Here is a 23,844-nt window from a genome sequence, read left to right as displayed (position 1 = left end):
CCGGTTGTCTCCATTCTCAGTGCTGCAGCTGCGGAATCAACGAATGAAACACGTTCGTCAAGCTGTTCATGACGCGCGGCCAATTGTATTGCTGTGCCGTGGCCATTCCATTCGCTGCTATGAATGCGGCAAATTGCGGATCGGTCAGTATGCGCTGAATGCCTTGCGCTACTCCGGCGGCATCCCCTTTTTCCGTCAGTATGCAATTCAAGTCATTTTGGCAAAATTCTTCATTGCCTTCCGCCTTGGTCGTCACGACCGGAGCCCCGCACGCCATCGCTTCGAGAATCGGGAGTCCGAAGCCTTCGTGGTACGATGTTTGTACGAATACGCCGCAGTTGGCGTACAGATACGCTACATGCTGATCGTTCGGATGGGAAAAATGGATTTGCGGGATACCGTCGATATAGGGGGGCTCTACGCCGAAGGTGACCAGCGATGCTTGCGGCAGCTTGGCGCATACGTCCTTGACCGCGTGAACCGTGATGTCGAAGCCTTTCAAATGCTGGCTTCGCCGGCTGCAGGCAAGAATACGGAACGGATCGTAATCGTGAGTGCGGTTCGGCTTATACAAATCGAAGTCCACCGCTATGGAGATATTGCTGGCATGCCGCTGAAACCGTTCAAGCAGTTGTCCGGTCGTCCAGTCGGCGATGGTCATCATGTTCACCGGCACCCGGTACGTATTGCGCACCCGCTCCTGCATGTCATTCCAGTTCGGGTAGTAGCTTTCCTCTATATCTTGAACAAGGTACAACGGTACACCGCTGCCGCCGCGTCTTCGGTCGCAGCTGTGCCAGACGACGGCCAACGTTTTCCACCAGGTGGCGATTTTGATGCAATTCATTCGTCTTAACGTGCGCAGCATGACCGGATAGCTAGGAAACCGCTGCACGGCAATCTTCAACGGAAACCAGGCAGGCTGTTTGTCAAGCGCGAACAAATGAACCTTTACGCCCTGATCGTGCAAGCGATTTACCTGTTCCAGCACATTCCGGATGCCGCCGGACAATCCGGTCAGCTCAAGCACGTACACGACTTCCAACGGTGCAGTCATCGGACGTTGCTCCCTCCCCATTTCATCCAAAATTTTTTTCTTGCCTCCATCTCTTTTTGCCGCCAATACCGATTCTTGTTATTTTTATTCGTGCCTCTCGTATAGCCTTCAAGATGAAGGGCGCAAGCCGTTCCGCAATAGACGACACGTATACCTTGCTGTTTGGCGCGATAACAGAAATCGACATCTTCGAAGGCAATGAAGTATTCTTCCGACAACAAGCCGATCTGGGCAAAGAGCTGTCTGCGCACGAGCATCAGCGCGCCGGTGACGGCATTCAGGTCCTCGACGGCCAAGGCGGGCGGGAAGTCGGCCGCTTGCCCCCGAAAGCGGTGATCGAAATGGCCTTTATGGGTCGGGACCACACCGCCATGCTGAATCGTCAGGTTCGGGTATAAGAGACGGGCGCCGACAATGCCGATGTCTGCAGAGCTATGCATCGTCATCAGCATATGATGCAGCCACCCTGGTTCATGAAAGACGACATCGTTGTTGACGAGCAGCACGAATTCTCCCTGCGAGTGTTGAATACCGAGGTTGACCGAACGGCTGAAGCCTTCGTTGCTTGGCTTGGCGATAACATGCACATTGAGGGGGGCCGCCCAATCCGCCAGATTCTGCTGAATATGGGGCGGACTCCCGTCATCAACTACAATGAGTTCATACGGCAGATCATGGACGCTGTTGATGAAGCTGTGTATGCATTGTTTCACCAGTTCGGTATGATGGATGGTCGGAACAATGACGCTGATCATGGTGCTGTAATCTCTCCTTTTAGTGCGTGTTCGAACAACCCCTTTTACCGGGCGGATATTTCCTGCAGGCGCTGCAGCATGCGGGCAGCGCTCGCTTCCCACGTAAATTGCCCGCTTACCGTCTGCCGGCCAAGGTCCGCTTTGGCCGCGGCTTCTTCCCGGTGGACGTAGACGTGGCGCATCAATTGCCGCAAATGATGTTTATCCGGAACGGCCCAGAGCAGCCTTGAGTTCGTCTGATGTGAGGGGACGAACCTTTGCACGGCGATGAGATAGCCATTCATATCGTTCACGAAGTCCAGATGGGCAGACCAGCGGGTCGTAATGACGGGCAAGCCCGACGCCATCGCTTCCATGACCGTCATGCTCCAGCCCTCGCCGCGGGTGGCGAGGACATAGCTGTCCGCACTGTTATACAGCATGGCCAGCTCCTCTTCCGTCCAGCTATGGATGGCTGACAGCAGGATGACGGACGATCTTGCCCGCCCTGATGTCTTGAAGGCGATGGAATCCACATATGCCCGCTGTCTTCCGATCTCCTCTTCGGAGGAGGCTCGCGTTTTGATGATAAGGCAGACATCCTCTGATTCGGAAAACTCTTCAAAAAAGGATGTCAGCAAAATATCGATTCCCTTGCGGTTATCGAACGAACAGACTGACAAGAAGGCATAGTCCCGTCTGCCGGGAACGGGAAGGGATGGTTTGCCCGGGGAGTACATGAGCGGATCGATGCCGTATGGCATGACCCGGATTTTATGCGCCGGGACGCCGGATTGGATGAAGGTGTCCCGGTTGAAGGTGGACGGCACCCAGATCTCATCCATGCTGCAGCATCGCCGCACCCAAGTGAAAGGGAGACGGTTGCATTCGAACATCGTCATGCCGATCGTGAATTGCTGCGTATTTTTGACGAAATGGATGGCCGGGTAGTGGACCATAACCGTATGATGCTGCGGCAGAGGAGTGTGCTTGAGCGCGTGCAATTCGGCCTCAACGGAAGGGGATAGCGGCACTTTGACGACTTCGGGATGAATGGGGGAGAATTGGGGACGCACACCTCTTTTTATAAGTTCCAATAAAATATGCCGGTTTGCTTTCGCATAACCTGTCGGTTCGAATACGGTCCCGATGTTGCGGATATACATCTCGCCGTTCATGTGCTTCCTCCCCTCAAGACGGCCAACAGTCTATAAAAATATGCGGTAACCTTGTTGATTCAGCTGTTCTACAACTTTTTTAATATCTTGGGTTCGTTCTTTATGGCAGACGAGCAGGACGTCATCGGTTGCGACGATGACCATATCTTCGACCCCTACCGTTGAAATCATTTGATTCGAAGTTCCATAGATGATGCAGCGGTTCGTATCCAATCCTTGATGGAGCCCGTGTATGACGTTGTGCTGCTCATCCGGCTGCTCCGTCCGTTCCAGTGCGTTCCAATTGCCCAGATCGTCCCAGCCGTAATGGACGGGAATCATATAGATGGATTCACATTTCTCGATGACGCCGTAATCGATGGATTGCTTGTTGAGATTGCCGTACAGCATTGCAAGCGTCTCTGAGCCGTCAGTCGGGTTGCGCATGAAGTCTTTCATTTCCATTAATATATCGTGCAGATCGGGTAGATGAAGCTTCAGTAAATGCATAATGGTGGACGCTTTCCAGATGAAAGTGCCCGTGTTCCAATAGTGGCATCCGTCAGAAAATATTTTTTGCGCTACGGACAGATGAGGCTTCTCGATAAATTTTTCCACGGCCGTTATTTGTTCCGCCCTTTGTTCTCTGGCGCATTCCTCCGCTGAGTCGGAGTGATCGGTACGAATACGGATATATCCATAACCGGTTTCCGGACGGGTCGGCCGAACGCCCAGCGTGACGACGCACGGCTCCTGCTCCGCTCGCCGGACAGCAGACTGCAGCGCCTCATGGAACGCATCTGGATCCGATATATAATGATCGGAAGGCAAGGTGATAAGTACCGGATCCTCATCGGCCATCAGCATGTGCAGCGCGGATAAACCGATGCAAGCGGCCGTATCTCTGGCCATCGGTTCAATGATAATGTTTTGTGGAGGGAAGCCGGGCAGTTGTTCCCGGATTAGCGGAACGTACTCTTCCAGGGATACGATGTAAATATGTTCAAGCGGTAAGTAGCGCAGCATGCGCCGCAGGGTGTCGGCAATCATGGATTGCTGGTGAAGAATCGGCAAAAATTGCTTTGGGCAGTGCGAGCGGCTAAACGGCCAGAACCGGGTCCCTTTTCCCCCAGCCAAAATAACAGCCTTGACTGTTGTAATGAGAAACACCTCCTGAAAAACAGACAATGATGACAGAAGAGAATTATTACTACATATGAACAACGGAGAAAAAAGGGCACGGCGCTTGACGGAGTGTGGGCGCTAAGGGCGGTGATTTATTCGTTTGGAAGGCTCGTTAATTGTCCATGATAAAAGGTAGAGTAGATTTCTGGGCGGCAATGCTATAGTCTTAAAAATAGAGATATTTTCGAGAGAGACAACAAGAGGTGAGTGGCATGCAAGATATTGCATTGGAGCAATGTTTGTCATTGCGTGATAATAAGGCGACGCTGGTCGACGTGCGTTCGCCCGGGGAATTCAAGGAGTTTACAATTCCGGGGAGCATCAACATTCCGCTGTTCTCCGATGAGGAGCGGGCGGAAATTGGCACCATCTATAAGCAAGTCAGCGTGGAGGCCGCGAAAGAACGCGGGTTGGAAATCGCATCGGCCAAGCTTCCTGCATTGTATAAGCAGTTTAGGCAATTGGATGGTCCGATTGTAATATATTGCTGGCGCGGCGGCATGCGCAGCCGCACGATGGCTACCGTCATGACGCTGATGGGCTTGAAGCCCTATCGTCTGTTCGGGGGGATTCGTTCTTACCGGCGCTGGGTGCAGGAATCGTTGGAACAGTATGAAATGAACGTGCCCTGCGTCGTGCTGGCTGGCCATACGGGGACGGGAAAGACGGATATGCTTCGGCGCTTGCATTCTGAAGGTTATCCCGTATTGGATTTGGAGGAGCTGGCTGGCCATCGAGGCTCGGTGTTCGGACATATCGGACAGGCGCCGAATAATCAGAAGATGTTCGACGCGCTGCTGTTGGATAGACTGATGCAGCTGCAGTTGGACAATGCCGCTTATGTGCTCTTGGAGGCGGAAAGCCGCAGGCTCGGCAAAATCATGCTGCCGGAGTTCCTTATGCGTGCCAAGCAGCGTGGGATCGTGTATGATGTGCATTTGCCGCTGCCGGAGCGGGTGAGCAATATTGTGGCCGACTATGAGCCGTCCAAGCACCCGGAAGCGATTCGTGAAGCGTTTGCGCGCATTCAGCGCCGGATGCATACGCCTGGAGCGCGCGCCGTTGCCGACGCGCTGCGATTGGAGAATTATGGGGAAGCGGCAGCGCTCATGCTTGAGCATTACTATGATTCCCGTTACGACCATGCTTCCGAGCTATATGACGGATCGGTCCACAGCATTGAGGCGGCAAACGTCGGCGAAGCCCTGCAGATCATTAAGAAACAGCTTTCTAAATAAGTGCTGAAGTATGATGAAAAATATGTAACGAAAGAAAGAGGTAAGGGCGGCTCCTTAGCTCTTTTTTATTTGGTCTGGAATTTTGTTCGAATTAGGTGAAGGAGAAGCCGGTTATTCTCGTAAGCGCGTCGATGAGATCCTGCGCCGCCTTATCCGGCGAAAAGTGCGTCAGAGTATGCTGCATGACAATTTGCCCTTTCACGGCTGCTTCTGCGTAATTTGTCATGACGTGCCGCATATTGCTTCGCAGCGAGTCGATCGATGCTTCCGCCCACAGTTGATCGCTTTGATACCCGTAATAGTAAGGCTGCGGCTTCACAGGGACGAGCTGATACGGAATCAAGTAGCTGTTATGCTCATTCAAAAAATCCGCATGGCCTCCCCATCCGGTCACAATGACCGGAATTCCTCTCATGGCCGCTTCCAGTACCGGATAACCGACGCCTTCCCCTCGGCTCGGCAGCACAAAAGCATGGCTGCTCCGATACAGCGCATCCATCTCCATCTCGCTGCGCAGTTCCAAATCAATGTACACCGGAGCAGGAATATGCGCCAGCATTTGTTCTTGCTTCAACTTCTCCACTTCATGAAAAATGTCTGCGGAGCCCGCCGATTTAATAATCAGGCATACCGGATCGGCAGCCGTAAATTCGTGCCAGAACGCCTTCAACAGCAGGTCGATGCCTTTGCGATCAATCCAGGAACAGACCGACAGGAATCGGAACGGAGGCAACTGGCGCACATAGGAAGGCGTAGATTCAAGAGAGGGTGGATGATACGGTTCGGACAGGCAGGGACGGACGTAAAATAACGGAACGGTGACACCGGAACGGTGAAAAACATCGATATTGTGAAGACTAGGCAACAACACGGCATTCATCTGGTTCGCATGCCTGACCCAGGTGTCCGGTATTTTCGATGTTTCCCAATACGTGAATCCGAACGACGGGCGCAGCTTCTTTCTCCAGAAGTCGGGGATGTAATGAAAGATGCTTACCCGCTGCGCCGCTCTTTTCCGCTTGACCCGCAATTGTTCCAGCACCGTGCTTTGGTCAGGGGGGAGCTCGACATGGGGGAGTCCGGGATAGGTCTCTAGTTTGACGTCTGCCCCGCGCGCATGCAAGGCGAGCACGTACTGTCTTGCTGCTTTGGCATACCCCGTGGAGTCAAATACATTTCCATGCCATATGATTTGCACCATCTTCATACCCTCCTTTTATCCCATCTATATTCATCTTCTTGGCGTGAAATATCTCTGCGCTCAGGACATCGCGATGAATCTTCCGCGCGCGCGCCGCATAATCATTAGGGGATCGCATAATCAGCCGTTTGTAAATGCTTCAAGGGAGAGTTGAAAATGAGAATTATGATTTGGTGTGCCAATTTGATTTCCGTGGGCGGCGGGGCAAGATTATTGTCCAATTTATTGCCTGCGATGGCACGGCAGGAAGATATTGATCTGGTGAGATTAGTCATATCCTCTGAAACGAGATTCAAAGAAAGAATCGATATTACGGGCTGCCCGAATATCGATATCGTTTATTTTAGCGGCAGCATTCAATCGCCTGAAGGAAATGCGCTGCTTGCAGATTGTCATGTTGTATACTTTTTCTGGCCGCATGGCCCTGAATATGTCAAGGTGCACATTCCGTCGATATGCACGTTTCACGATACAACGGTGATGGATTTCGTCCCTCATTATTTGACGGGTGCTGTCGTTCAACAGTGCTGGCGTATATCCAAAGACTGGATAGACAACATGACGTCCGTCGTCGTCTCATCTCATCACGTAAAATCAAGATTGATTGAGCATTTCGGGCCGCAATGCAATGAAGCACATGTTGTCGAGCATGCCATTCTGCCGTCCGCAAACTTAACGAGTGCTGCGGTAAGCGCAGATTTGGCACTACGTCTTCCACAGGAATACGTGGTCTACCCAAGCAATGTGTCACCGCATAAAAATCACTATAATCTGCTGCTGGCCTATTCCAGATTTACCGAAAGCAGCAAAGTTCCCCTTGTCTTGTTCGGCTACAATACGGAGTTGCTGCACAGCGTCCCCCCACATTGGCCAGATCATTTATATGTTCCCACACTCATATCATTAATGAACCGGATCGGGCTGCGTCTTGACGAGGATGTGTATCCGATGGGATTCATTTCGGACGCAGATGTCATTCCGCTCGTGAGGAATGCCCAAGCCCTAATTATGCCGAGCCTATCGGAAGGCGGCGGAAGCTATCCGGTAGAAGAAGCGTTGCGATTGGGAGTCCCGGTACTCTGTTCCGATATTCCCGTCATGCGGGAGCATCTGGCAAGGCACAGCGCCGACATCGTATGGTTCGACCCGGAATCGCCGGATTCGATTGCACAGGCTCTAAGTCGGTTATTTGCCAACTACGCGCATTATAAGGCCTCTGCCGTAGAAGGCATGAACGATCCGTCGGAATCATGGGATGATGTAGCAAAAAAATATATCCATGTATTCCGGCTGGCATACATGAAGCATTATGGCATGGTATGAGCCGTTCAAGCGGCCATTAGTTCGTGCCGGCGACATGCTGTATTAAGGCGTAATATTCATGTGCGGCATCTGTCCAGCTGCGCTGCATCGCTCCGCTAATCGCGGCCTGTTGCCGGGCCAACAGCTTGTGGCGGTACGTCCACAAGCTGCGAATGGCCGCTTCTATTTCTTCGATGGAGTATGGGTTGAACGCCAGGAATGCGCTCATATCTGTAATGATCTCGTTCGTAACCTCAAGATTGGCTGCCGCGACAGGTGTGCCCATCGTCAATGATTCCAGAATGGGGAACGGACAGCTCCCTTCGAACAGCGTCGGGACGATGGTTCCCAGCGCGTATTTGTAAAGCGAGGGCAGATCGGATTTCGGAATTCTTCCTATAAACATGATGCTGCTCCGAATTTCTTCATCTGCAACATGCTGTAATATCTGCATGACTTCCGCCTGCTTCGGAGTGTTCGTCAACTGATCGGTGAATACGAGGCGCAATCGGGAATGATAACCGTCGAATGATTGTCTGAATTTGATAAATGCGGCAATTAGCCGCTCGATGTTTTTATGAAGGCGCAAAACAGTCGGAAACACAAGGTAGTCTAAATATAATTGGTATTTCATTCTAAATTGGGCTTCGTCGATGAAGCTGAAGGTCTGGTACTCATTGTTTGGCGGGGCCAACCGGATAACATGTGTCTTCTCAGCAGGCATTCCGGCGACACCGATGGCATGAAGCGTCCGGACATAATTGGAATTGGATACGATGGCGGCAGCTTTTTTCAATATGTGATAGCCATTACGGTCAACCCGATGGCAAAATTCAGGATATATTGTAAAATACAAGTCTTTGAATTGATGATGAACCAAATCATGCAAACATACGATATAAGGCTTCTTTAAAAACATCGCCAGTTCAAGTGAAACGATAGGCACAATCCAGACCTCCGCCGGAACGCTGGTATTGAACGATTCGATATTGTTCGATTTGGTGATATGAACCCGTCCGGGGAAGTGGGACTTTAATAAAGCGAATGTATTTTCAGCATCCAAATAGTTGTAATCTGTGGCGGCGATATGGATGTGCACATCCGGTCTGTTGATTAAAAACCCCTCAATTAGCCGGTAAAGAAAGCGTCCGATTCCCTCACCGTCCAAGGCAAGGGGATGAGGATAAGCCAAAAAGATGCCGATATGATTGACGATCCGATGTCCCGATGGAAAAGCTGCAATCCCCGTATCGACCATCCGCCAGTCGTCTTGTACAGGAATTTGCGGCAAAGACAGCAATTGCTGGCATTCCGCTGACGTGAAAAATCCATGAAGCAGATTTTTCTTCTGCATACCCGCCAGTAAACTGTGCAGGTGGCCTTGCATTCCTTGCGTATCTGGATTGCGGCATAACAATTCATTGTACAGCGAATGAACGAAAAAAAAGGGCTCAGAAGGATAAAAGCGGCGTAAGATGCTTGCGGCTGTCTCATCATGGAGATGAATGAAGCCGGCAGGCGGCTGATGATATAATCGTTCCGCCTCCTCGCTGCACATCACGTGGACCATCAGCGTCTGTTTGGTCTGCCGCATAGCCAGCAGTTTCATATAATGTTGATATTCCACCTCACTCGGCACCCGGTGGAGGAACTGCCGGTATACCTCTCTGATGAAGTCCAATCCTTCGAGCCTCAGCATGGCGTGTATGAAATGGATGACCCGATAATGCTGTGCCAATGACTTTTCCTCCTCAAGCGGTAGGTTACAACACATTTTTTAGCGTCCGGCAAATGAACCAGATATCGCCTTCGGTCAGTTCTCCGTGACTCGGAAGATTGATGCCTTGGGACGCAATGCGGTTGGCTACTGGAAAATCAGTAAATGTCAGACCTTGTTTATACGGTGGAAGGATGTGCATCGGATAGAAGAACGGCCTCGTCTCAATGCCATTGTCTTTCAAGCATTTCATGACCGAGTCCCGCTGCAGTTCCGTATAGCGATTGAGCACGACGCTGAACATCCAGTATACATTTTTGGACCATATTTTCTGAACCGGAAGGGTCAGTCTGTCGTCATCTTGGAGATAGTCATAGTAGTGCATGGCGACCCGGATGCGCTGCCGGATGTGCCAGTCGATATTTTCAAGCTGGGCGCATCCGATCGCCGCTTGAATGTTAGTCATCCGATAATTGTATCCGATAACGGGATGCCAATATTTTTTGTTTTTGTCGATGCCTTGCCCCTTCAGCAGCCTGACCTTTTCGGCGAGATCGTCATCATTGGTCGTTACGACGCCGCCTTCACCGGTCGTAATGATTTTATTTCCGAACAGACTGAACGTGGCGGTGTGTCCCAGCGCCCCCGCCATTTTTCCTTTATATTGAGCGCCAATGGCCTCGGCAGCGTCTTCGATGACGAACAAATCGTGCTTTTGCGCGATATGCATGATGGGATCCATATTTGCGGGATGTCCGTACAAATGAACGGCAATGATTCCTTTCGTGCGGGGCGTAATCTTGCTTTCAATGGCGTCGGTGTCTATATTCCATGTCTCGGATTCCGCGTCAACGAACACGGGTACCGCTCCGCAGTATGTTACGGCATTTGCCGAAGCCACGAATGTAAGTGTCGGAACGATAACTTCATCTTCCGGTCCGACTCCGTGAGCCATCAGCGCCAAGTGCAAGGCGGTCGTGCCGTTGCTGCAGGCGATCGCGTGCTTCGTCTGACAGAAAGCAGCGAATTGCTGCTCGAATTGATCCAGATACGGGCCGTTGGAAGAGATCCATGTCGAATTCAAACAGTCCATGACATATTTCTTTTCGTTCCCATTCAAAATGGGAGTTGCAATGGAATAATATTTGTTCATGATTTTCCCTCCAACATTCGTGTCTGCGCATTAGTACGGTTCATGACGTTGGTTAATGACGCGGGCCGGCACGCCGACAGCGAGGCATCGATCCGGAATATTGCGGATGACGACTGAACCTGCGCCGAGTACCGACCAGGCGCCAATGGTTATGCCATCGATGACTTTCGTTCCCGTACCTAAAAAGGCCCCATCTTTAACGCGCACATTCCCGGAGAGACTGCTTCCCGGTGCCACATGGCACGATTCGCCGATGACGGATTCATGGTCGACCGTCGCTCCCGTGTTGATAATGGCATTATCATGGATGTGCGCTTCCGCATTCAACACGGCGTGGGGCATGACGGCAATCCCCGAACCTAGCTGGGCCGAAGGGGACACATACGCAAATGGACTGATGGCATTAATCAATGTGAATCCGATGTCTTTTGCATGACGCGCCATCCTGTGCCGGATTCGGTTGTCGCCGATCGCCACAAACGCGTGGCGGACGCCATGATCATATAGATGCGGCAAGATAGAGTCATCGCCCAATACAGGCACGTTCAAGACTGTGCCCATTCCCGTGGTGGCCGTACACCCCACCATCTCTATTATGGGATTGGAGCCTAGCATATCAATGATAACTTTGGAATGTCCGCCTGCGCCAATGATGACCGTCTTCTGTCTGCTGGACACGAATCATTCCCTCCTGACAATCGCATGTCGTATTGTAAGTTATGATTGGAGCGATGGGACGATGTAGGCAGAAGAAATGGTTATCGTAAAATGGGTGAAAATAGATGGCAATAAAGAGATCAAAAAGATGGCGTCCAGCGAGCGGCAAATATATAAATACAAAGTAGTAGGCAAATGATAATAGCAGAGCAATAGCTCCGAGTTATAGGATATAGAGTTCCTATTAAAGAGAGTGGATGTGAGATTTATGGAGAAGATTGTTTTGCCGGAATCGGGGAATGTCATTTACACCAACAAAAATGAACTTAGGGGGCAATTTTTGCTGTTGCACAATGGAGTAACTCAACCGAAGATCTCCGCTATATGGAGGAAAGTCCTAGAGGAATTCCAACCTACGATCGCTCTTGATGCAGGGGTGAACTACGGGGGGGATTTTATTTTAGAAAATACTATGAAATATGAATATAAGCGTTACAAATTAGTGTTGGAACACTGTCTAGTTTGGGAGTATAAACAAAATTCCCCCGCTCAATTTTTTGATGAGGGGGGCTGATCCGACTTATATCCCAGCCAGTTCAAGCACTTGCCGCAGCTTGTTGATATCAACGATCATATTGTCCAATCCTCCTATATGTCTGGGCGGATATCCGATATCGCATACGATTTCGTAGTAGTCTAGCTGCGCATGATTGCTTATCTTCCAGAAGTAATCATCCGCCACGGTGTGCGGCGTGAGCTCCACGATTTTCGTTCCGGGATTGCAAAAAGCGAAATTAATGTTTCCGCTCCCGAACGGAGCGACAATCGCGTGTGCAGACGAGTAAATGGCTACTTTGTCTTGGGTAGTCAACGGAGTGAGCACGATACGTGTGAATCCTTTTGCGCGCAGCATATTCATGACTTCGTCTTCATTCAAGACAAAGCGCGCATTCGCATCTTGCCGGGTTACATATATTCGCTCATAACCGTTTACGGGTTGAACTGAATGGTTATCCTTCAATCGATGTCGTATAAATTGATAGGCCCATCTAGGACTCTTGCCCAATATCCAAGGCACTGCGGGGACGACCAACTTGTCTGCCATAAGATGAAAGTCATTCTTGTCCACTTGTATCAATTTATCCATTGGAATACCGAGCATATTCAAGGACTCATATTGAAAAGGATGGGTCAGTTTGCCGATTAAGTATTTATCGATTGCGATCCCGCTCTGTTCCACCAGATGAATGCGCGGTAAAATATCAAAAAACCAATGGCCGAATACGGCTTGCGTGTAATCGACTTGGGGAATGTTCCAACCCCATATGAGGGTAGCCACGGTCTCCGCCCGATATTCCGGGAAGGGCAATTCCTGAATACCGTACGGGTAGTTGTATTCTACATCGAGCAGCCGTTTATTGTCAGGTGTGACGACATAACAGTTCCCCGTAACGACGCGTCCGTTCGGTATAACGGCCACGAAGGCTTCGTCGAAGCTGCATAACGTAGGCCAACGGGTAGAGTCCAAGCCTTTGGGGGCCTGAAGCTGAAGCATTTCTTTCGGGTATATTACCTTGTAAACGTCCTCAAAGCGGTAATTGTTGCTTAACGAATAAGTTATAGCCCAGTCGATCGTTTTTGCGTAGAACTGGTCGGGGATTGGGTACATTTCTCTTCCCTCCGTTAATAGACTCGTTGTCTTACTTTACGGTGAGCTTTGTTCCCTCTGTTGTGCTGGGAGGGCAGACCGGCATGCATCATCGGGACTACAGTCGTCTTGGCAGTTGCGATAAGGATATTCTTTCTAATAACCCTATGAAGCTTACGAAATTAAGATATTCTATGACCGTTCCGAGAACGGGGGGACGGCGTATAGAATACAGAGACATACATTTCTCGGATGGATCTTGGCTCTAATTTGGGTTGGAAGATAGATTTGGCTTAGGTGGTAGCACACGATGGCAGTCTATTTCACTCACGCAATCATTATAATTTTCATACACTGTCTAGAAACGGATATGAAAATGTGATTGGCGAGAAAGGGGAAGAAATTGTGGGTGATTTCGTAAATTCTTTTCATCATCATTATTTTGAAAGTGGAGTATGGACGGACACATATTGGTTAGGACATCATGTTTTTAAATGTCCACTAGACTTATTTAACTACCAAGAAATCCTGTTCCAAGTTAAACCTGATGTGATAGTCGAATGTGGAACAAATCAGGGCGGAAGTGCTTTGTTTTTAGCAAATATGTGCGATCTATTAGGCAAGGGCAAGGTGATTACGGTAGATATACAGGAAATGGAAAGACCCGAGCATGGCAGAATTTCTTATCTATTAGGAGATACGACCTCTACTGAGATTGTTAACAAAATAAAGGAATCAATATTACCTAGTGATGTCGTATTAGTCATTCTCGATTCCGATCATACAGAACCGCACGTGCTTCAAGAGATGAGACTGTATTATGGGCTAGTATCGGTTGGAAGTTACCTGATTGTAGAAGACACCATCATCGGGGGAAACCCAATCGCTCCTCACTTGGCCCCTGGACCCATGGGAGCCGTGCAACAATTTTTGACGGAGAACGACCAATTCATAGTGGATGAAAGCAGACATAAATTCCATCTTACATTTAATCCGAATGGTTATTTGTTAAAAGTAAAATAATGGGCAAGACGATGGAATGAAACACTACTCATAGTTTTTTCCTATAAAAATGATAGCTTTTATATCTTAGCCAACCTCTTTCATTTGTGTTACAACTGAAAGTAACGACAATGAACGAGGAGTGACAGACATGGCAGAAGTGAAGAAGATCGCCATTATCGCAGGCGACGGCATCGGGCCGGAAGTCGTCAAAGAAGCGGAAAAAGTATTAAAGCGTACGGAGGAGTTGTTCGGGTATTCGTTCGAAACGAGCCACAGCTTATTCGGTGGTATTGCAATCGACGAGAAAGGAACCCCGCTTCCGGAAGAGACGCTTGAGAAGTGTAAGCAAGCGGATGCCGTCCTGTTGGGCGCGGTAGGCGGTCCGAAATGGGATAGCAACCCGAAGGAGCTTCGGCCTGAGACCGGGCTGCTTGGCATTCGCAAAGCGCTCGGGTTATTCTCCAATATTCGCCCGGCAGTCATCTTCGACTGCTTAAAGGATGCGTCTACATTGAAGCCGGAGGTGCTCGAGGGAACGGACCTTATCGTCGTGCGTGAGCTGACCGGCGGCATCTACTTCGGCGAGAAGTTCCGCCGCGAAGGGGAACACGGTCAGGAAGCGGTCGACACGTGCGTATACAACGTGCAGGAAGTGGAACGCATCGTGCGTCAAGCGTTCGAGATTTCACAGAAGCGCCGCAAGAAGCTGGCCTCGGTCGACAAGGCGAACGTGTTGGAGACGTCCCGCCTCTGGCGCGAGACGGTGAACCGCATTGCTCCAGAATATCCAGATGTGGAGCTGGAGCACGTGCTGGTCGACAACTGTGCGATGCAGCTTCTGCGCCGTCCGTCGAGCTTCGATGTCATCGTGACGGAGAATATGTTCGGGGATATTTTGAGTGACGAAGCGGCAATGCTGACGGGCTCGATCGGGATGCTGTCCTCGGCTTCGCTAGGAGAAGGCAGCTTCGGGCTGTACGAGCCGGTGCACGGCTCCGCTCCGGATATCGCGGGTCAAGGCGTGGCGAATCCGATAGCGACGATTCTGTCCGTGGCGCTCATGTTCCGCCTGACATTCGGATACGAAGCAGCGGCGCAGTCGATTGAGACGGCTGTGAAGGAAGTGCTAGACGCAGGACACCGTACAGGGGATATCGCAACAGACAAGTCGAAGGCGCTCGGCACGACGCAAATGGGCGATTTAATCGTAGCCGCGATGAAATAGGCTTGATGATAAAGGTCGGAGCGTTATGCCTCCGACCTTCCAATCGTATGTCACGAATACCCTGAATCGGTATTTCACCGTAAAGCCTGCCCCGTTATTATCCATCGAAACCATCCTAGTTCGAATTCCTACCGCAAAAAAATCTGGAAGATATACTTGAATCCATGAACTATAATGTGCCTAAATCCATGTTTAGAATTAAATGGAAAACAAGGGCAGAGGGGGGAAATTAGGAGCAACTCGAACTATTCGCTTAATTCTTCAAACGTTGCGTCATACAGCCTAAACATTGTTTTGTAACCGGATTCGTCTATTTTAATGCCCGCATCCAACGTTCCGGTCAGCTCCAACGCTCCTGATGTATAGCGCAGCTTCGTATCGGAAGGTACGAACACCATCATAATCTTGTTCCAATAGGTTTCATCTCCGTTGTCAAACGGGCATTCGGCGCCCGGAGCGGGAATGAGCAAGAACCAATGCTTGTCAAATGATAGCACTTCGCCCATATAGCCTTTAATCTTGACTTGCTTGCCGGAAAGCTCCCAAAATTTATCTGAAGGCGTATCTTGTTTCTCGTTATCGAAAAATTCAGACCAGAGCAACGTATTGGAATAGGACTTCTCCGGCTTAGTATTCGGCTCATTGTTCTGCTGTGCGGCGGCCATTTTTTTCTTGCTGTCTGCATCTGGAGCGGTACTAGCAGTTGATTTATGATTGCCTGCAGTTGAAGGCTTGATCTTGCTCTTCACACTAGTGCCCGTAAGGGACTGCTGCTTGGCATTAGGCGAAGGATTAGCATGATGCGCCGGACTGACTTTATCCAATGTACTGCTATTCACTGCCGCAGCTGACTCCTCTAATTTAGATCCGAGCTTGGAGTTTGCTGTGGAATCTTTCTTGTTGTTGGCTTTGTCTGCTTGGTTATTTGGCTTCAAGCTGTCTTGTGGCGGCTTCGTTGAGATGTCGCCGCCCGTGGTGCTGCTGCCAGAACTGCCGCCTGCTGTCGTATCCGCTATGTGTGCTATTGCTGTCGCTTCTTCTAATGTCTGCTGATCCACAGCTGCAGCAGCGAAAGATTGAGGTGCGGCGCTATCAGACTGCTGTTGATAATGGCCGCAACCGGATAACAACAGACTTAAGCTTATTATGGAACCTGCAGCTAGACTATTGAATGTTATTTTCATTTCCTTTTCGCCTCTTTTCCTCGTTGGTCGTCTATCTCCTGTTCGCTAACTACGGAATAATTGAAGGGAATCGACACGATACACTTTCCAAGCCGGTCCGATCGAAGCGACAAAGCCTACAAGCAGTGCCCCAAGAAGAAGCCATCCTTCTCCCGGAACGAAACGTAACGCATCAACATGCACTCCGCTCCATTCCAATATGGAGCTTGCAAAGAAGTAGGTGACGAGGTGTCCAAGCAGCAAGCCGGCTATCGCTCCGATTGCTGTTAAGAACAAGCCTTCGCCAATTAAGACGGACCATACGTATTGACGTGATTTGCCGATTAAGCGCATGAGGCCGACGTCTTTTTTTCGTTCCGTCACAACGGAGGTTAGGGACAGCAACAGGGAAATAGCCGCAAGCACTACACATAGGATGGAAACGAACTGAACCAGCTCTGTGCCTTGATCGACCACGTTAACGACATCAGCTACTGCCTTGCTGGTATAGACCGCTTGGACATCAATACGCTGGTTATATTTATTTTTAATCATCTGGGCGCCGAGCAGCGACTTGGGCTGAACGAGAATGGCGGTTATTTGTTTGTCCTCATCATGCGTTATGCCGTGGACGTGCCAAGCATAATCAACGGTTGTAAATACAGCCCTGTCATCCGCTGTGCCGAGCGGAGGGAGAATGCCGACGATTTGATATTCAAAGTGCTCGTGATCGGGTTCATCATGTTGCTCTTCGTGATTATCCGATGTCGTGTCAAACGAATCGCCGCTGCCATGCACCAGACCATGACTCCCGTGAAAGGTGTCACCAACGTGTAGTCCAAGCATGTTCGCAACATGGGATCCTACGACTGCTTCATCGGTTTTGTTGTACATACCGCCAGCTATCAACGAATGATCGCCATAGCGCGTAAAAAAGTAGGAGGGTTCTAGTCCGACAATCGGATACCCATTGTAGGAATCGCCAGCTGTCATCGCAAATGCATTCGCTACTTCCTGTTCATTCTTCAAATCATGCAGCACTTGGAGCGGAATATTGCCACCCGGTGAACCGACGTGGTAATACGTATTTAGCACGAGCTGCGTCTGACTTCCTTTCGAACCGAGTGTCAGCTCGAATGGGCCATAGCCTTTCTGCGCGCTTTGCTCGACACCCTCACTAGCCTGCAGAAGAACGATGATAAGGGCAATCGTGAGCGTGATGGATAATGCCGTGAGAATGGAAAGTATCTTTCTATGCATGACGTTGCGCCAAAGGAAGTGGAATATATTCATGCTTGCTTGGCTCCCGTCGCAATTGATGAGCCCCAATTGACCGGACCTTGAATCATGGCATGTTGATTTATCGTTGAGATATGTACTTGCTTCGGATAGTGTGCGGCTAAATGCTGATCGTGGGTAACTGTAATTAAAGTTGCACCCTCTTCTTCAGATAGCGTCAGCAGCAGATTCATTGTGAGGTGTGCCGTTTCGTAATCCAGGCTGCCGGTCGGCTCATCTGCAAGCAGGAGTGCGGGACGGTTAATGAGTGCACGTATCATAGCTACTCGCTGCTGTTGACCTCGCGATAATTGGCTAGGCAAATGGTTCATACGCTCCTGCAAGCCTACTCGTTCGAACCACTGCTGAATGTGCTGATATCGCTCCCGGCCATTCAAAGGTCCTTCATAGACAAGCTCAATGTTCTGTTTCGCTGTAAGCGAGGAGATGAGATGGAAGTCTTGAAAAATAATGCCAACATGCTTGGAGCGGAAGCGATCGCGCTCCAGCTCCGACATCCGATGCAGAGGCTCGTTGCGGATGATACATTCTCCTTCATCGACAGGCAGTACCCCGCATAGCACGTAGAGCAGTGTGCTCTTGCCGCTGCCGCTTGGACCTAGAAGGGCAATCTGGTCGCCCTCTGATACGTGCCAATGTTCAATGTCAAGGATAGGGATCAACTGTTGCTGATTACGGAAAGACTTATGCGCCTGATGAAGCTGAATCATAAGGTCACCTCACTGGAACGGGTAGGATGACGTGTGCCATCCTACCCGATTTTCAAAGTCAACATGGTTATTTCAGTGCAATGCGTTCAGACAAGGAATCCCATTTCAGAGCCTGACCAGTTAATTTGCTGAATGCGTCAAGGTTTAAGTACAGCATGTTGCGGTCTAATTCTGCCGGCAGTGTGCTGGCCTGGCCGTTCACTGTTACTGTGTTACCGTCTTTTACTTTCAAGGTTACTTTTCCTTTTGTGAATGTTGTTTCCTTTGCTGCGCTGTTGTTCGATACCTTGATTTGCAGAGCTTTTGCCAATTCCACTGCAGGGTACATGATGCTGCCTTCACGGGTTACTTTAAATTTCGGGTACAAATGCTTGCTGCGCAGTTCAGCTGTAGCCTTCGTCAGATCCAGTCCTGCAACTTGAGCAATGTCTTTAGCGATATCGGTATTGTCGACTTGCCCTTTGACAAGCTGGCTAATCGGACCGTAGGCCCATACGCCTACGTCAACGGCAGAGTGTCCGTGTCCGGACCATCCGACCAAATAACGCTTTGCCATCACTTGGTTAAATGCGCCTTCCTGCTTATAAGAGGATCCGTCGCCCTCCATAATGTATTGCGCTTCTTCCTCTGTCACATCGGTAAAGCCGGTATATTTCTTGATGAGTTCTTTTACTTCATCTGTTGTGGCGGCTTTGGCAAGCTGTGGCCCAAGGAGCTCGGATGAAATCTTTTGTTTATCCCATGCATCCACGTTCAGCTCATAAATGTTATCGCGTGAGAGCGAGAATCCGCCTGTTTCATGGTCCGCTGTTATTACGACAGAAGTATTGCCGTCCTTTTTCGCGAAGTCCAGCGCTACTTTGACTGCTGCATCAAAGTCCAACGTCTCTTGGATCATAGATCCTAAATCGTTCGCATGGCCGGCATGATCAATCCGTCCGCCCTCGATCATCATCGTAAAGCCTTTTGGATTAGTAGCCAACGATTCAATCGCTTTAGAGGTCATGTCAGCCAAGCTAGGTGTCTCTGTTTTTCGATCAAGCACGTAGTCTACGTGGGAATCATGGAACAGGCCGAGAATTTTTTTGTTCTTTGCCGTTAATGATTTCAAGCCTTTTTTATCGTATACAACTTTATAACCTTTTTTCTCAAAGTCTGGAATAATGGTTTTGTCTTCACGTTTGCCTTTTTCTTTCTTGCTCACGAAGTGGCGTTTGCCGCCGCCAAGCAGAACATCAACATCGGATGTCAAATATTGAGATGCAATCGCATTTTCATTATCACGGTTGCGGACATGTGCTGCATATACGGCAGGTGTCGCATGCGTGATACGGGCCGTTGTGACAAGTCCTGTTGATTTGCCGACTGTCTTGGAAGCCTCAATGACCGAGGCAAACGGCTTGGAAACATCCTCGTTAGAAACGCTAATTGCTGCATTATATGTTTTGTGTCCTGTGGCAAAGGCAGTACCTGCCGAAGCAGAATCTGTTACTTCACCGGACACAATGGTATCGCCATCTTCGCCTTTATCAGCGAAGGTGGTGGCTTGACCCACATATATGCTGTCCAGATTCAGGTGAGGTTGTTTCAGCTTGTTCTTGGAGTAGATTCGAGCTGCTGACACTTGTGCAGGTCCCATGCCGTCACCAATCAGGACGATGAGATTTTTTGAGACAGGCTGAGGCTTTGCGGCTTCTTTCGCCAGCGTCGTTCCTGATTGCATCGCGCCAAGTGGAAGCATGAGAAGTGCCAGACCAATTACTAGCGATTTGCGTACATCTTTGTTCAACAGTTACCCCTCCAACTGGTTATATATTTACATCCTTTATTGTAGAGGGGGAATGTCATGTGATTATTAAATGAATGTAAACGGAAATTCAAATGTATATGTAGTTTTTGTTATGGCTCTAATTTAGATCAGCGCTTGACAGTGTAATCAAAGGCTGAACATCAATGAAATACTCGACATTTTGCCAGAGCGATCAAATCGATCATGAAGCCGTAAACAAGAAAAGAAATACATAGAAAAAGCGCAAAAACAGGTGTTGATTATCAGTATTTCAATGACATAAGTTATAAAATTGGAGACGTGGCTGATCAAACCAGTAATGCTCTATTCAGGGTGGAGGGGGCGATATTCTCCAAGAACACATACGCTCATTGTTATCCATGAGTCTACTTTAAAAAGTGATCGGATATCAGGAAATCAGCGGCTTTTTTGCGCATAAATGTGACTGGACATGCTTTGCTTTTATAAACAGATTGATTTACCTTGCAAAGACACTGCGTTTATAGACTCCTTTCGTTCAATCTCCCTACGACTCAGTAAGCGATGAGCATGTCAAAATTTGATTCTTACGGCTCAGGGAGCGATAAGCAAGCAAAGATTCTCTTGCGGTTAAGAAGCGATAGGCAGGCAACTTCTGATTGAAGGGGAGAATGGAGCAAAGGAAAGAGAGACGAGTGTTAACGTAGGCGGCTTCTGAGGAATTCACAAAAAATTAACGTTCCGCACGAAAAATTACAACGGTTCAGGCAGGAGCGGGATGCATGGGCGTAGAAATGATATAATACATATGCATTGTAAACTCTATTGAGAATGGTTCGCAATTTAGTCATATTTTATAATTAATATTAATAAATAATGATTATAATCTTGACATCATTATTATCGAATGATAACATTCAATATGGAAGTTGTTCTACAGCAACAAGCCTATTAACCCGCGTGAATCATTATTATTGATATAGTTCAAGGAGGAATTCAACATGGCAGAACGTTTAGTTGGCAGACCCGCTCCAGAATTCAACATGGAGACAGTAAATGGCGATGGACAAAACTTCGGTGCAGCATCTTTGTCCGATTATCGCGGCAAATGGTTGATTCTGTTCTTCTATCCGCTTGATTTCACATTCGTATGCCCGACTGAAATTACTGCGTTGAGCGATGCGGCTGGCGAATTCAAGAAATTGGATACTGAAATCGTTGGTGTATCGGTTGACTCCATCCATAGCCACCGCGCTTGGATCAACACAGCGAAAGAAGACAACGGCCTCGGCAAGTTGAACTTCCCGCTTGCTTCCGACATTACGAAGAACGTTGCACGTGATTATGGCGTTCTGATTGAAGAGGAAGGCGTAGCGCTTCGCGGTCTGTTCATCATCGATCCGGAAGGCGAAGTGAAATACCAAGTCGTTAACCATAACGACGTTGGCCGCAGTGTTGAAGAGACACTCCGCGTATTGCAAGCACTGCAATCCGGCGGTCTGTGCCCAATTAACTGGAAACCAGGCGACAAACATTTGGTAGCGAAGTAAGCATTGCGCTTGCCGCATCCATCTGCACGAACATAGCAAAGCCCCGGCGGAATTATCCGTCGGGGCTTTGTAGATCAGTTGAACGCTAATTATAGGGCATTGCTTAACTGTTCATACTTGGCCAAGTACTTCAGCACGGTGTCCACATAAGTAGCATGCGACCACGTTAGCGGCGCGACCGAGACGGGACTGCCGTCAAACGGATCAAGCTGCTCCGACAGAAGACCGCTCGACAGACTATGCGCTTCGACCCAGCGCAGCGTGTCATGGGCTTGCTCCAGCTGGGCAAGCGTTGAGGCCATCGCAATGTCATAGTTCGCGAACCATAAAGTGCATATAATCCATGGATTGCCCGGAGCGAGGCCCATATCGGAGCAGCGTTGAAAGTAATAATCGCGATAGTAGCGGGCGATGCCCCCCGTGCTGCTTCGGATGGAGAGCTTCTCTTTTAATGACCGCATCGTGGACAATACACGCACGTCGTCCGCCGGCAGCACACCGAAGGCATAAATGCCGAAGATGCTGCTTTCCGGTGTCGTGTCCTGTGCCCACTGGCCGTCTTGCCGGTATAAGCCGCGTGCAAAGCGCTGTCCCTCCTCGTTCCATAAGTGGGTCACGATGCCTGCCCGAATCTCTTCCGCAGCTTGGCTGTACCGCTGCGCCCGTTCGTCATCTCCGAATAAGGCAGCGAATTTCGAAGCCGCGGTAAGGCCGCCGTACACGGCGGAGGCGGTAAACGTGAATATTCCGTACCGCTCCTCCCATAAATCATAGCTTGGCAGCGGCAGTCCCAGATTCGCATCACGGTAATGAAGCAGGAATTTCGCCGCCTGTCGGATGAGCGTCTGATAGAGCGATTGCGCCATTTCTATATCCCCGTGCTGCTCGTAATCCTGCCACAGGGCGTACAGGACGAGTGCCGTCTCATCCTCTTGAATCGGCAGCTGCTGCTTGCCATCATGAATATAAGGGTGCCAGCTCGAACCGACTGTCCCATCCGGGTTATATTTATGAAGCAAATATCCGTCGGACGTCAGCGCTTCGGCACAGAAGCGGAAGAAAGGCGCAATCATGCCATGGTAGCCGGCCGCAGACATAGCCTGAGCGACTAGCGCGCCGTCACGCGGCCACATGTAGCTGTAATGATCGCGATTATATTGCATAATATCCGTATCGTTCGCCGCGATGATGGCACCGTTCACGTCCGTTTGAGAGCGCACGATAAGCAGACTTTGTTTATAAAGCCGGATCAGCTCGGGTTCGAGATTCGCAAAGGAGCGACTTTGTTTGTTCACCCAGCGTTTCCAATACGTGCTTACCCTCTCGATAAGGTGTTCGGGGTGACTGCTGCGCACATATTCATTAAGCCGCACGACCTCTTCCAGACTGGTTCCGGCGCTGAACCAATAGTAGGCTGTCTGCTCACCGGAAGCCGGCACTTCGGTACGCAAGCTGAACGTACTGTCTACAGAGCCTTGAGCAATGTCATTTCCCATCAATTGTCCGTCCTCGGCGTCCTTCCACGTGCCCTCGGCTTGGTGGAACCGTTTAATGCCTGTCGAATATTCATAGATGCCTTCGAGTGTGCCATCCTGCCGCGTGCTTATGCCGTTGAACATGAAGTAGCGGTCCTTCTTATAATGAAACAGCGTGCCGTTATTTGGGTAGTACACCGCGGTATCGCCCACTTCTGTTTCATTGATGACCAGATCCTGATGGAAAAATAGGCGAACTTCACGCGCAAAGGGATGGTGGTTAACGATGCGAATTCGTCTGAGAAAAATGGTGTCCCGCTGATGGACGGCATCATTCATATATAACGTCAGCCCTAATCGGGGATGTTCGGCTGTCACGTCCGTAACGAGGGACTCTTCGACGTAACCTAGGCGAAAGTCCCATTCCGGGTGATCCAACCAACTGAATTGTCCGTCGACCCACACGCCGACACGGCAGCGGTAACCGCCTACGTGATTTAATTGGCCTACATAAGGGAAGTAGACATCACGTATATAGGTATGCTCATCCAAGTTGACTAGGAATTTTCCGTTTCCTACGACGAGATGTCTAGGCACGTC

20 protein-coding genes are annotated in these 23,844 nt (G+C 49.7%); 6 read left to right on the top strand and 14 right to left on the bottom strand.

What is annotated here, in order from left to right:
- Nucleotides 1-16 precede the first annotated feature (16 nt).
- Genes A372_RS0113675 through A372_RS0113660 form a run of 4 tightly spaced genes read right to left on the bottom strand, consistent with a single transcriptional unit; the run spans nt 17 to nt 4,085 of the window.
- Entirely contained in the window at nt 17-1,057 is a 1,041-nt protein-coding gene (locus A372_RS0113675; RefSeq protein WP_019421424.1) for a glycosyltransferase family 4 protein, read from the bottom strand.
- Nucleotides 1,054-1,812, bottom strand: coding sequence for a glycosyltransferase family 2 protein (locus tag A372_RS0113670; RefSeq protein WP_019421423.1), 759 nt, complete (start codon nt 1,810-1,812; stop codon nt 1,054-1,056). Before A372_RS0113670 ends, A372_RS0113675 begins: the two co-directional genes overlap by 4 nt.
- A 44-nt stretch (nt 1,813-1,856) precedes the next feature.
- Complete coding sequence (locus A372_RS0113665) at nt 1,857-2,969, bottom strand: glycosyltransferase family 4 protein (RefSeq protein WP_019421422.1); 1,113 nt, start codon at nt 2,967-2,969, stop codon at nt 1,857-1,859.
- 30 nt (nt 2,970-2,999) lie between these two features.
- Nucleotides 3,000-4,085 (bottom strand): mannose-1-phosphate guanylyltransferase, encoded by a 1,086-nt coding sequence (locus A372_RS0113660; RefSeq protein ID WP_019421421.1) that lies wholly within the window; start codon nt 4,083-4,085, stop codon nt 3,000-3,002.
- Between the two features lie 260 nt (nt 4,086-4,345).
- On the opposite strand from A372_RS0113660, the gene mnmH reads away from it, so the two are divergent.
- Nucleotides 4,346-5,371, top strand: coding sequence for a tRNA 2-selenouridine(34) synthase MnmH (gene mnmH / locus A372_RS0113655; protein ID WP_019421420.1), 1,026 nt, complete (start codon nt 4,346-4,348; stop codon nt 5,369-5,371).
- Between the two features lie 91 nt (nt 5,372-5,462).
- Here mnmH and A372_RS0113650 read toward each other — a convergent pair whose 3' ends face one another.
- Nucleotides 5,463-6,572, bottom strand: coding sequence for a glycosyltransferase (locus A372_RS0113650; protein WP_019421419.1), 1,110 nt, complete (start codon nt 6,570-6,572; stop codon nt 5,463-5,465).
- Between the two features lie 156 nt (nt 6,573-6,728).
- On the opposite strand from A372_RS0113650, the gene A372_RS0113645 reads away from it, so the two are divergent.
- A complete protein-coding gene (locus A372_RS0113645; RefSeq protein WP_019421418.1) occupies nt 6,729-7,895 on the top strand; it encodes a glycosyltransferase family 4 protein in 1,167 nt (388 codons plus the stop codon).
- A 16-nt stretch (nt 7,896-7,911) separates the two neighbouring features.
- On the opposite strand, the gene A372_RS0113640 is transcribed toward A372_RS0113645, so the two are convergent.
- From A372_RS0113640 to A372_RS0113630, 3 genes are read right to left on the bottom strand one after another with little or no spacing between them, the layout of a single operon-like run.
- Nucleotides 7,912-9,612 (bottom strand): DUF4214 domain-containing protein, encoded by a 1,701-nt coding sequence (locus A372_RS0113640; protein WP_019421417.1) that lies wholly within the window; start codon nt 9,610-9,612, stop codon nt 7,912-7,914.
- 25 nt (nt 9,613-9,637) lie between these two features.
- On the bottom strand, nt 9,638-10,744 hold the full coding sequence (locus A372_RS0113635) for a DegT/DnrJ/EryC1/StrS family aminotransferase (protein WP_019421416.1): 1,107 nt from the start codon (nt 10,742-10,744) through the stop codon (nt 9,638-9,640).
- Between the two features lie 30 nt (nt 10,745-10,774).
- Nucleotides 10,775-11,422 carry an acetyltransferase gene (locus tag A372_RS0113630; RefSeq protein WP_019421415.1) on the bottom strand — a complete coding sequence of 216 codons (648 nt, stop codon included), beginning with the start codon at nt 11,420-11,422 and terminating at the stop codon, nt 10,775-10,777.
- 247 nt (nt 11,423-11,669) lie between these two features.
- Between A372_RS0113630 and A372_RS0113625 the strand changes: the two genes are divergently transcribed.
- Nucleotides 11,670-11,975 carry a hypothetical protein gene (locus A372_RS0113625; RefSeq protein WP_019421414.1) on the top strand — a complete coding sequence of 102 codons (306 nt, stop codon included), beginning with the start codon at nt 11,670-11,672 and terminating at the stop codon, nt 11,973-11,975.
- Nucleotides 11,976-11,981: 6 nt separating this feature from the next.
- Here A372_RS0113625 and A372_RS0113620 read toward each other — a convergent pair whose 3' ends face one another.
- The gene (locus A372_RS0113620; protein WP_019421413.1) at nt 11,982-13,070 is read right to left on the bottom strand and encodes a glycosyltransferase family 61 protein; all 1,089 of its coding nucleotides are present in this window, start codon (nt 13,068-13,070) and stop codon (nt 11,982-11,984) included.
- 384 nt (nt 13,071-13,454) lie between these two features.
- Between A372_RS0113620 and A372_RS0113615 the strand changes: the two genes are divergently transcribed.
- Nucleotides 13,455-14,072 (top strand): CmcI family methyltransferase, encoded by a 618-nt coding sequence (locus A372_RS0113615; protein WP_019421412.1) that lies wholly within the window; start codon nt 13,455-13,457, stop codon nt 14,070-14,072.
- Between the two features lie 130 nt (nt 14,073-14,202).
- Nucleotides 14,203-15,279, top strand: coding sequence for a 3-isopropylmalate dehydrogenase (leuB, locus tag A372_RS0113610; protein WP_019421411.1), 1,077 nt, complete (start codon nt 14,203-14,205; stop codon nt 15,277-15,279).
- A gap of 245 nt (nt 15,280-15,524) precedes the next feature.
- On the opposite strand, the gene A372_RS38610 is transcribed toward leuB, so the two are convergent.
- The 4 genes from A372_RS38610 to A372_RS0113590 all read right to left on the bottom strand — a co-directional run bounded on the left by A372_RS38610 (nt 15,525) and on the right by A372_RS0113590 (nt 20,192).
- Nucleotides 15,525-16,463 (bottom strand): hypothetical protein, encoded by a 939-nt coding sequence (locus A372_RS38610; protein WP_019421410.1) that lies wholly within the window; start codon nt 16,461-16,463, stop codon nt 15,525-15,527.
- A gap of 45 nt (nt 16,464-16,508) precedes the next feature.
- A complete protein-coding gene (locus A372_RS0113600; RefSeq protein ID WP_019421409.1) occupies nt 16,509-17,735 on the bottom strand; it encodes an ABC transporter permease in 1,227 nt (408 codons plus the stop codon).
- Nucleotides 17,732-18,451, bottom strand: a complete 720-nt coding sequence (locus A372_RS33920) for an ABC transporter ATP-binding protein (RefSeq protein ID WP_019421408.1) — start codon at nt 18,449-18,451, stop codon at nt 17,732-17,734. The genes A372_RS0113600 and A372_RS33920 overlap by 4 nt, the downstream gene beginning before the upstream one ends.
- Before the next feature lie 67 nt (nt 18,452-18,518).
- Nucleotides 18,519-20,192, bottom strand: a complete 1,674-nt coding sequence (locus A372_RS0113590; RefSeq protein WP_192813610.1) for an alkaline phosphatase — start codon at nt 20,190-20,192, stop codon at nt 18,519-18,521.
- A gap of 1,028 nt (nt 20,193-21,220) precedes the next feature.
- Between A372_RS0113590 and A372_RS0113585 the strand changes: the two genes are divergently transcribed.
- Nucleotides 21,221-21,769 carry a peroxiredoxin gene (locus A372_RS0113585; RefSeq protein WP_019421406.1) on the top strand — a complete coding sequence of 183 codons (549 nt, stop codon included), beginning with the start codon at nt 21,221-21,223 and terminating at the stop codon, nt 21,767-21,769.
- Nucleotides 21,770-21,858: 89 nt separating this feature from the next.
- Here A372_RS0113585 and A372_RS0113580 read toward each other — a convergent pair whose 3' ends face one another.
- Entirely contained in the window at nt 21,859-23,841 is a 1,983-nt protein-coding gene (locus tag A372_RS0113580; RefSeq protein WP_019421405.1) for a glycoside hydrolase family 15 protein, read from the bottom strand.
- Nucleotides 23,842-23,844: the final 3 nt, after the last annotated feature.

Source organism: Paenibacillus sp. OSY-SE (assembly GCF_000283315.1).
GTDB lineage: Bacteria > Bacillota > Bacilli > Paenibacillales > Paenibacillaceae > Paenibacillus_B > Paenibacillus_B profundus.
This window is presented reverse-complemented; position numbering and strand designations above follow the sequence as displayed.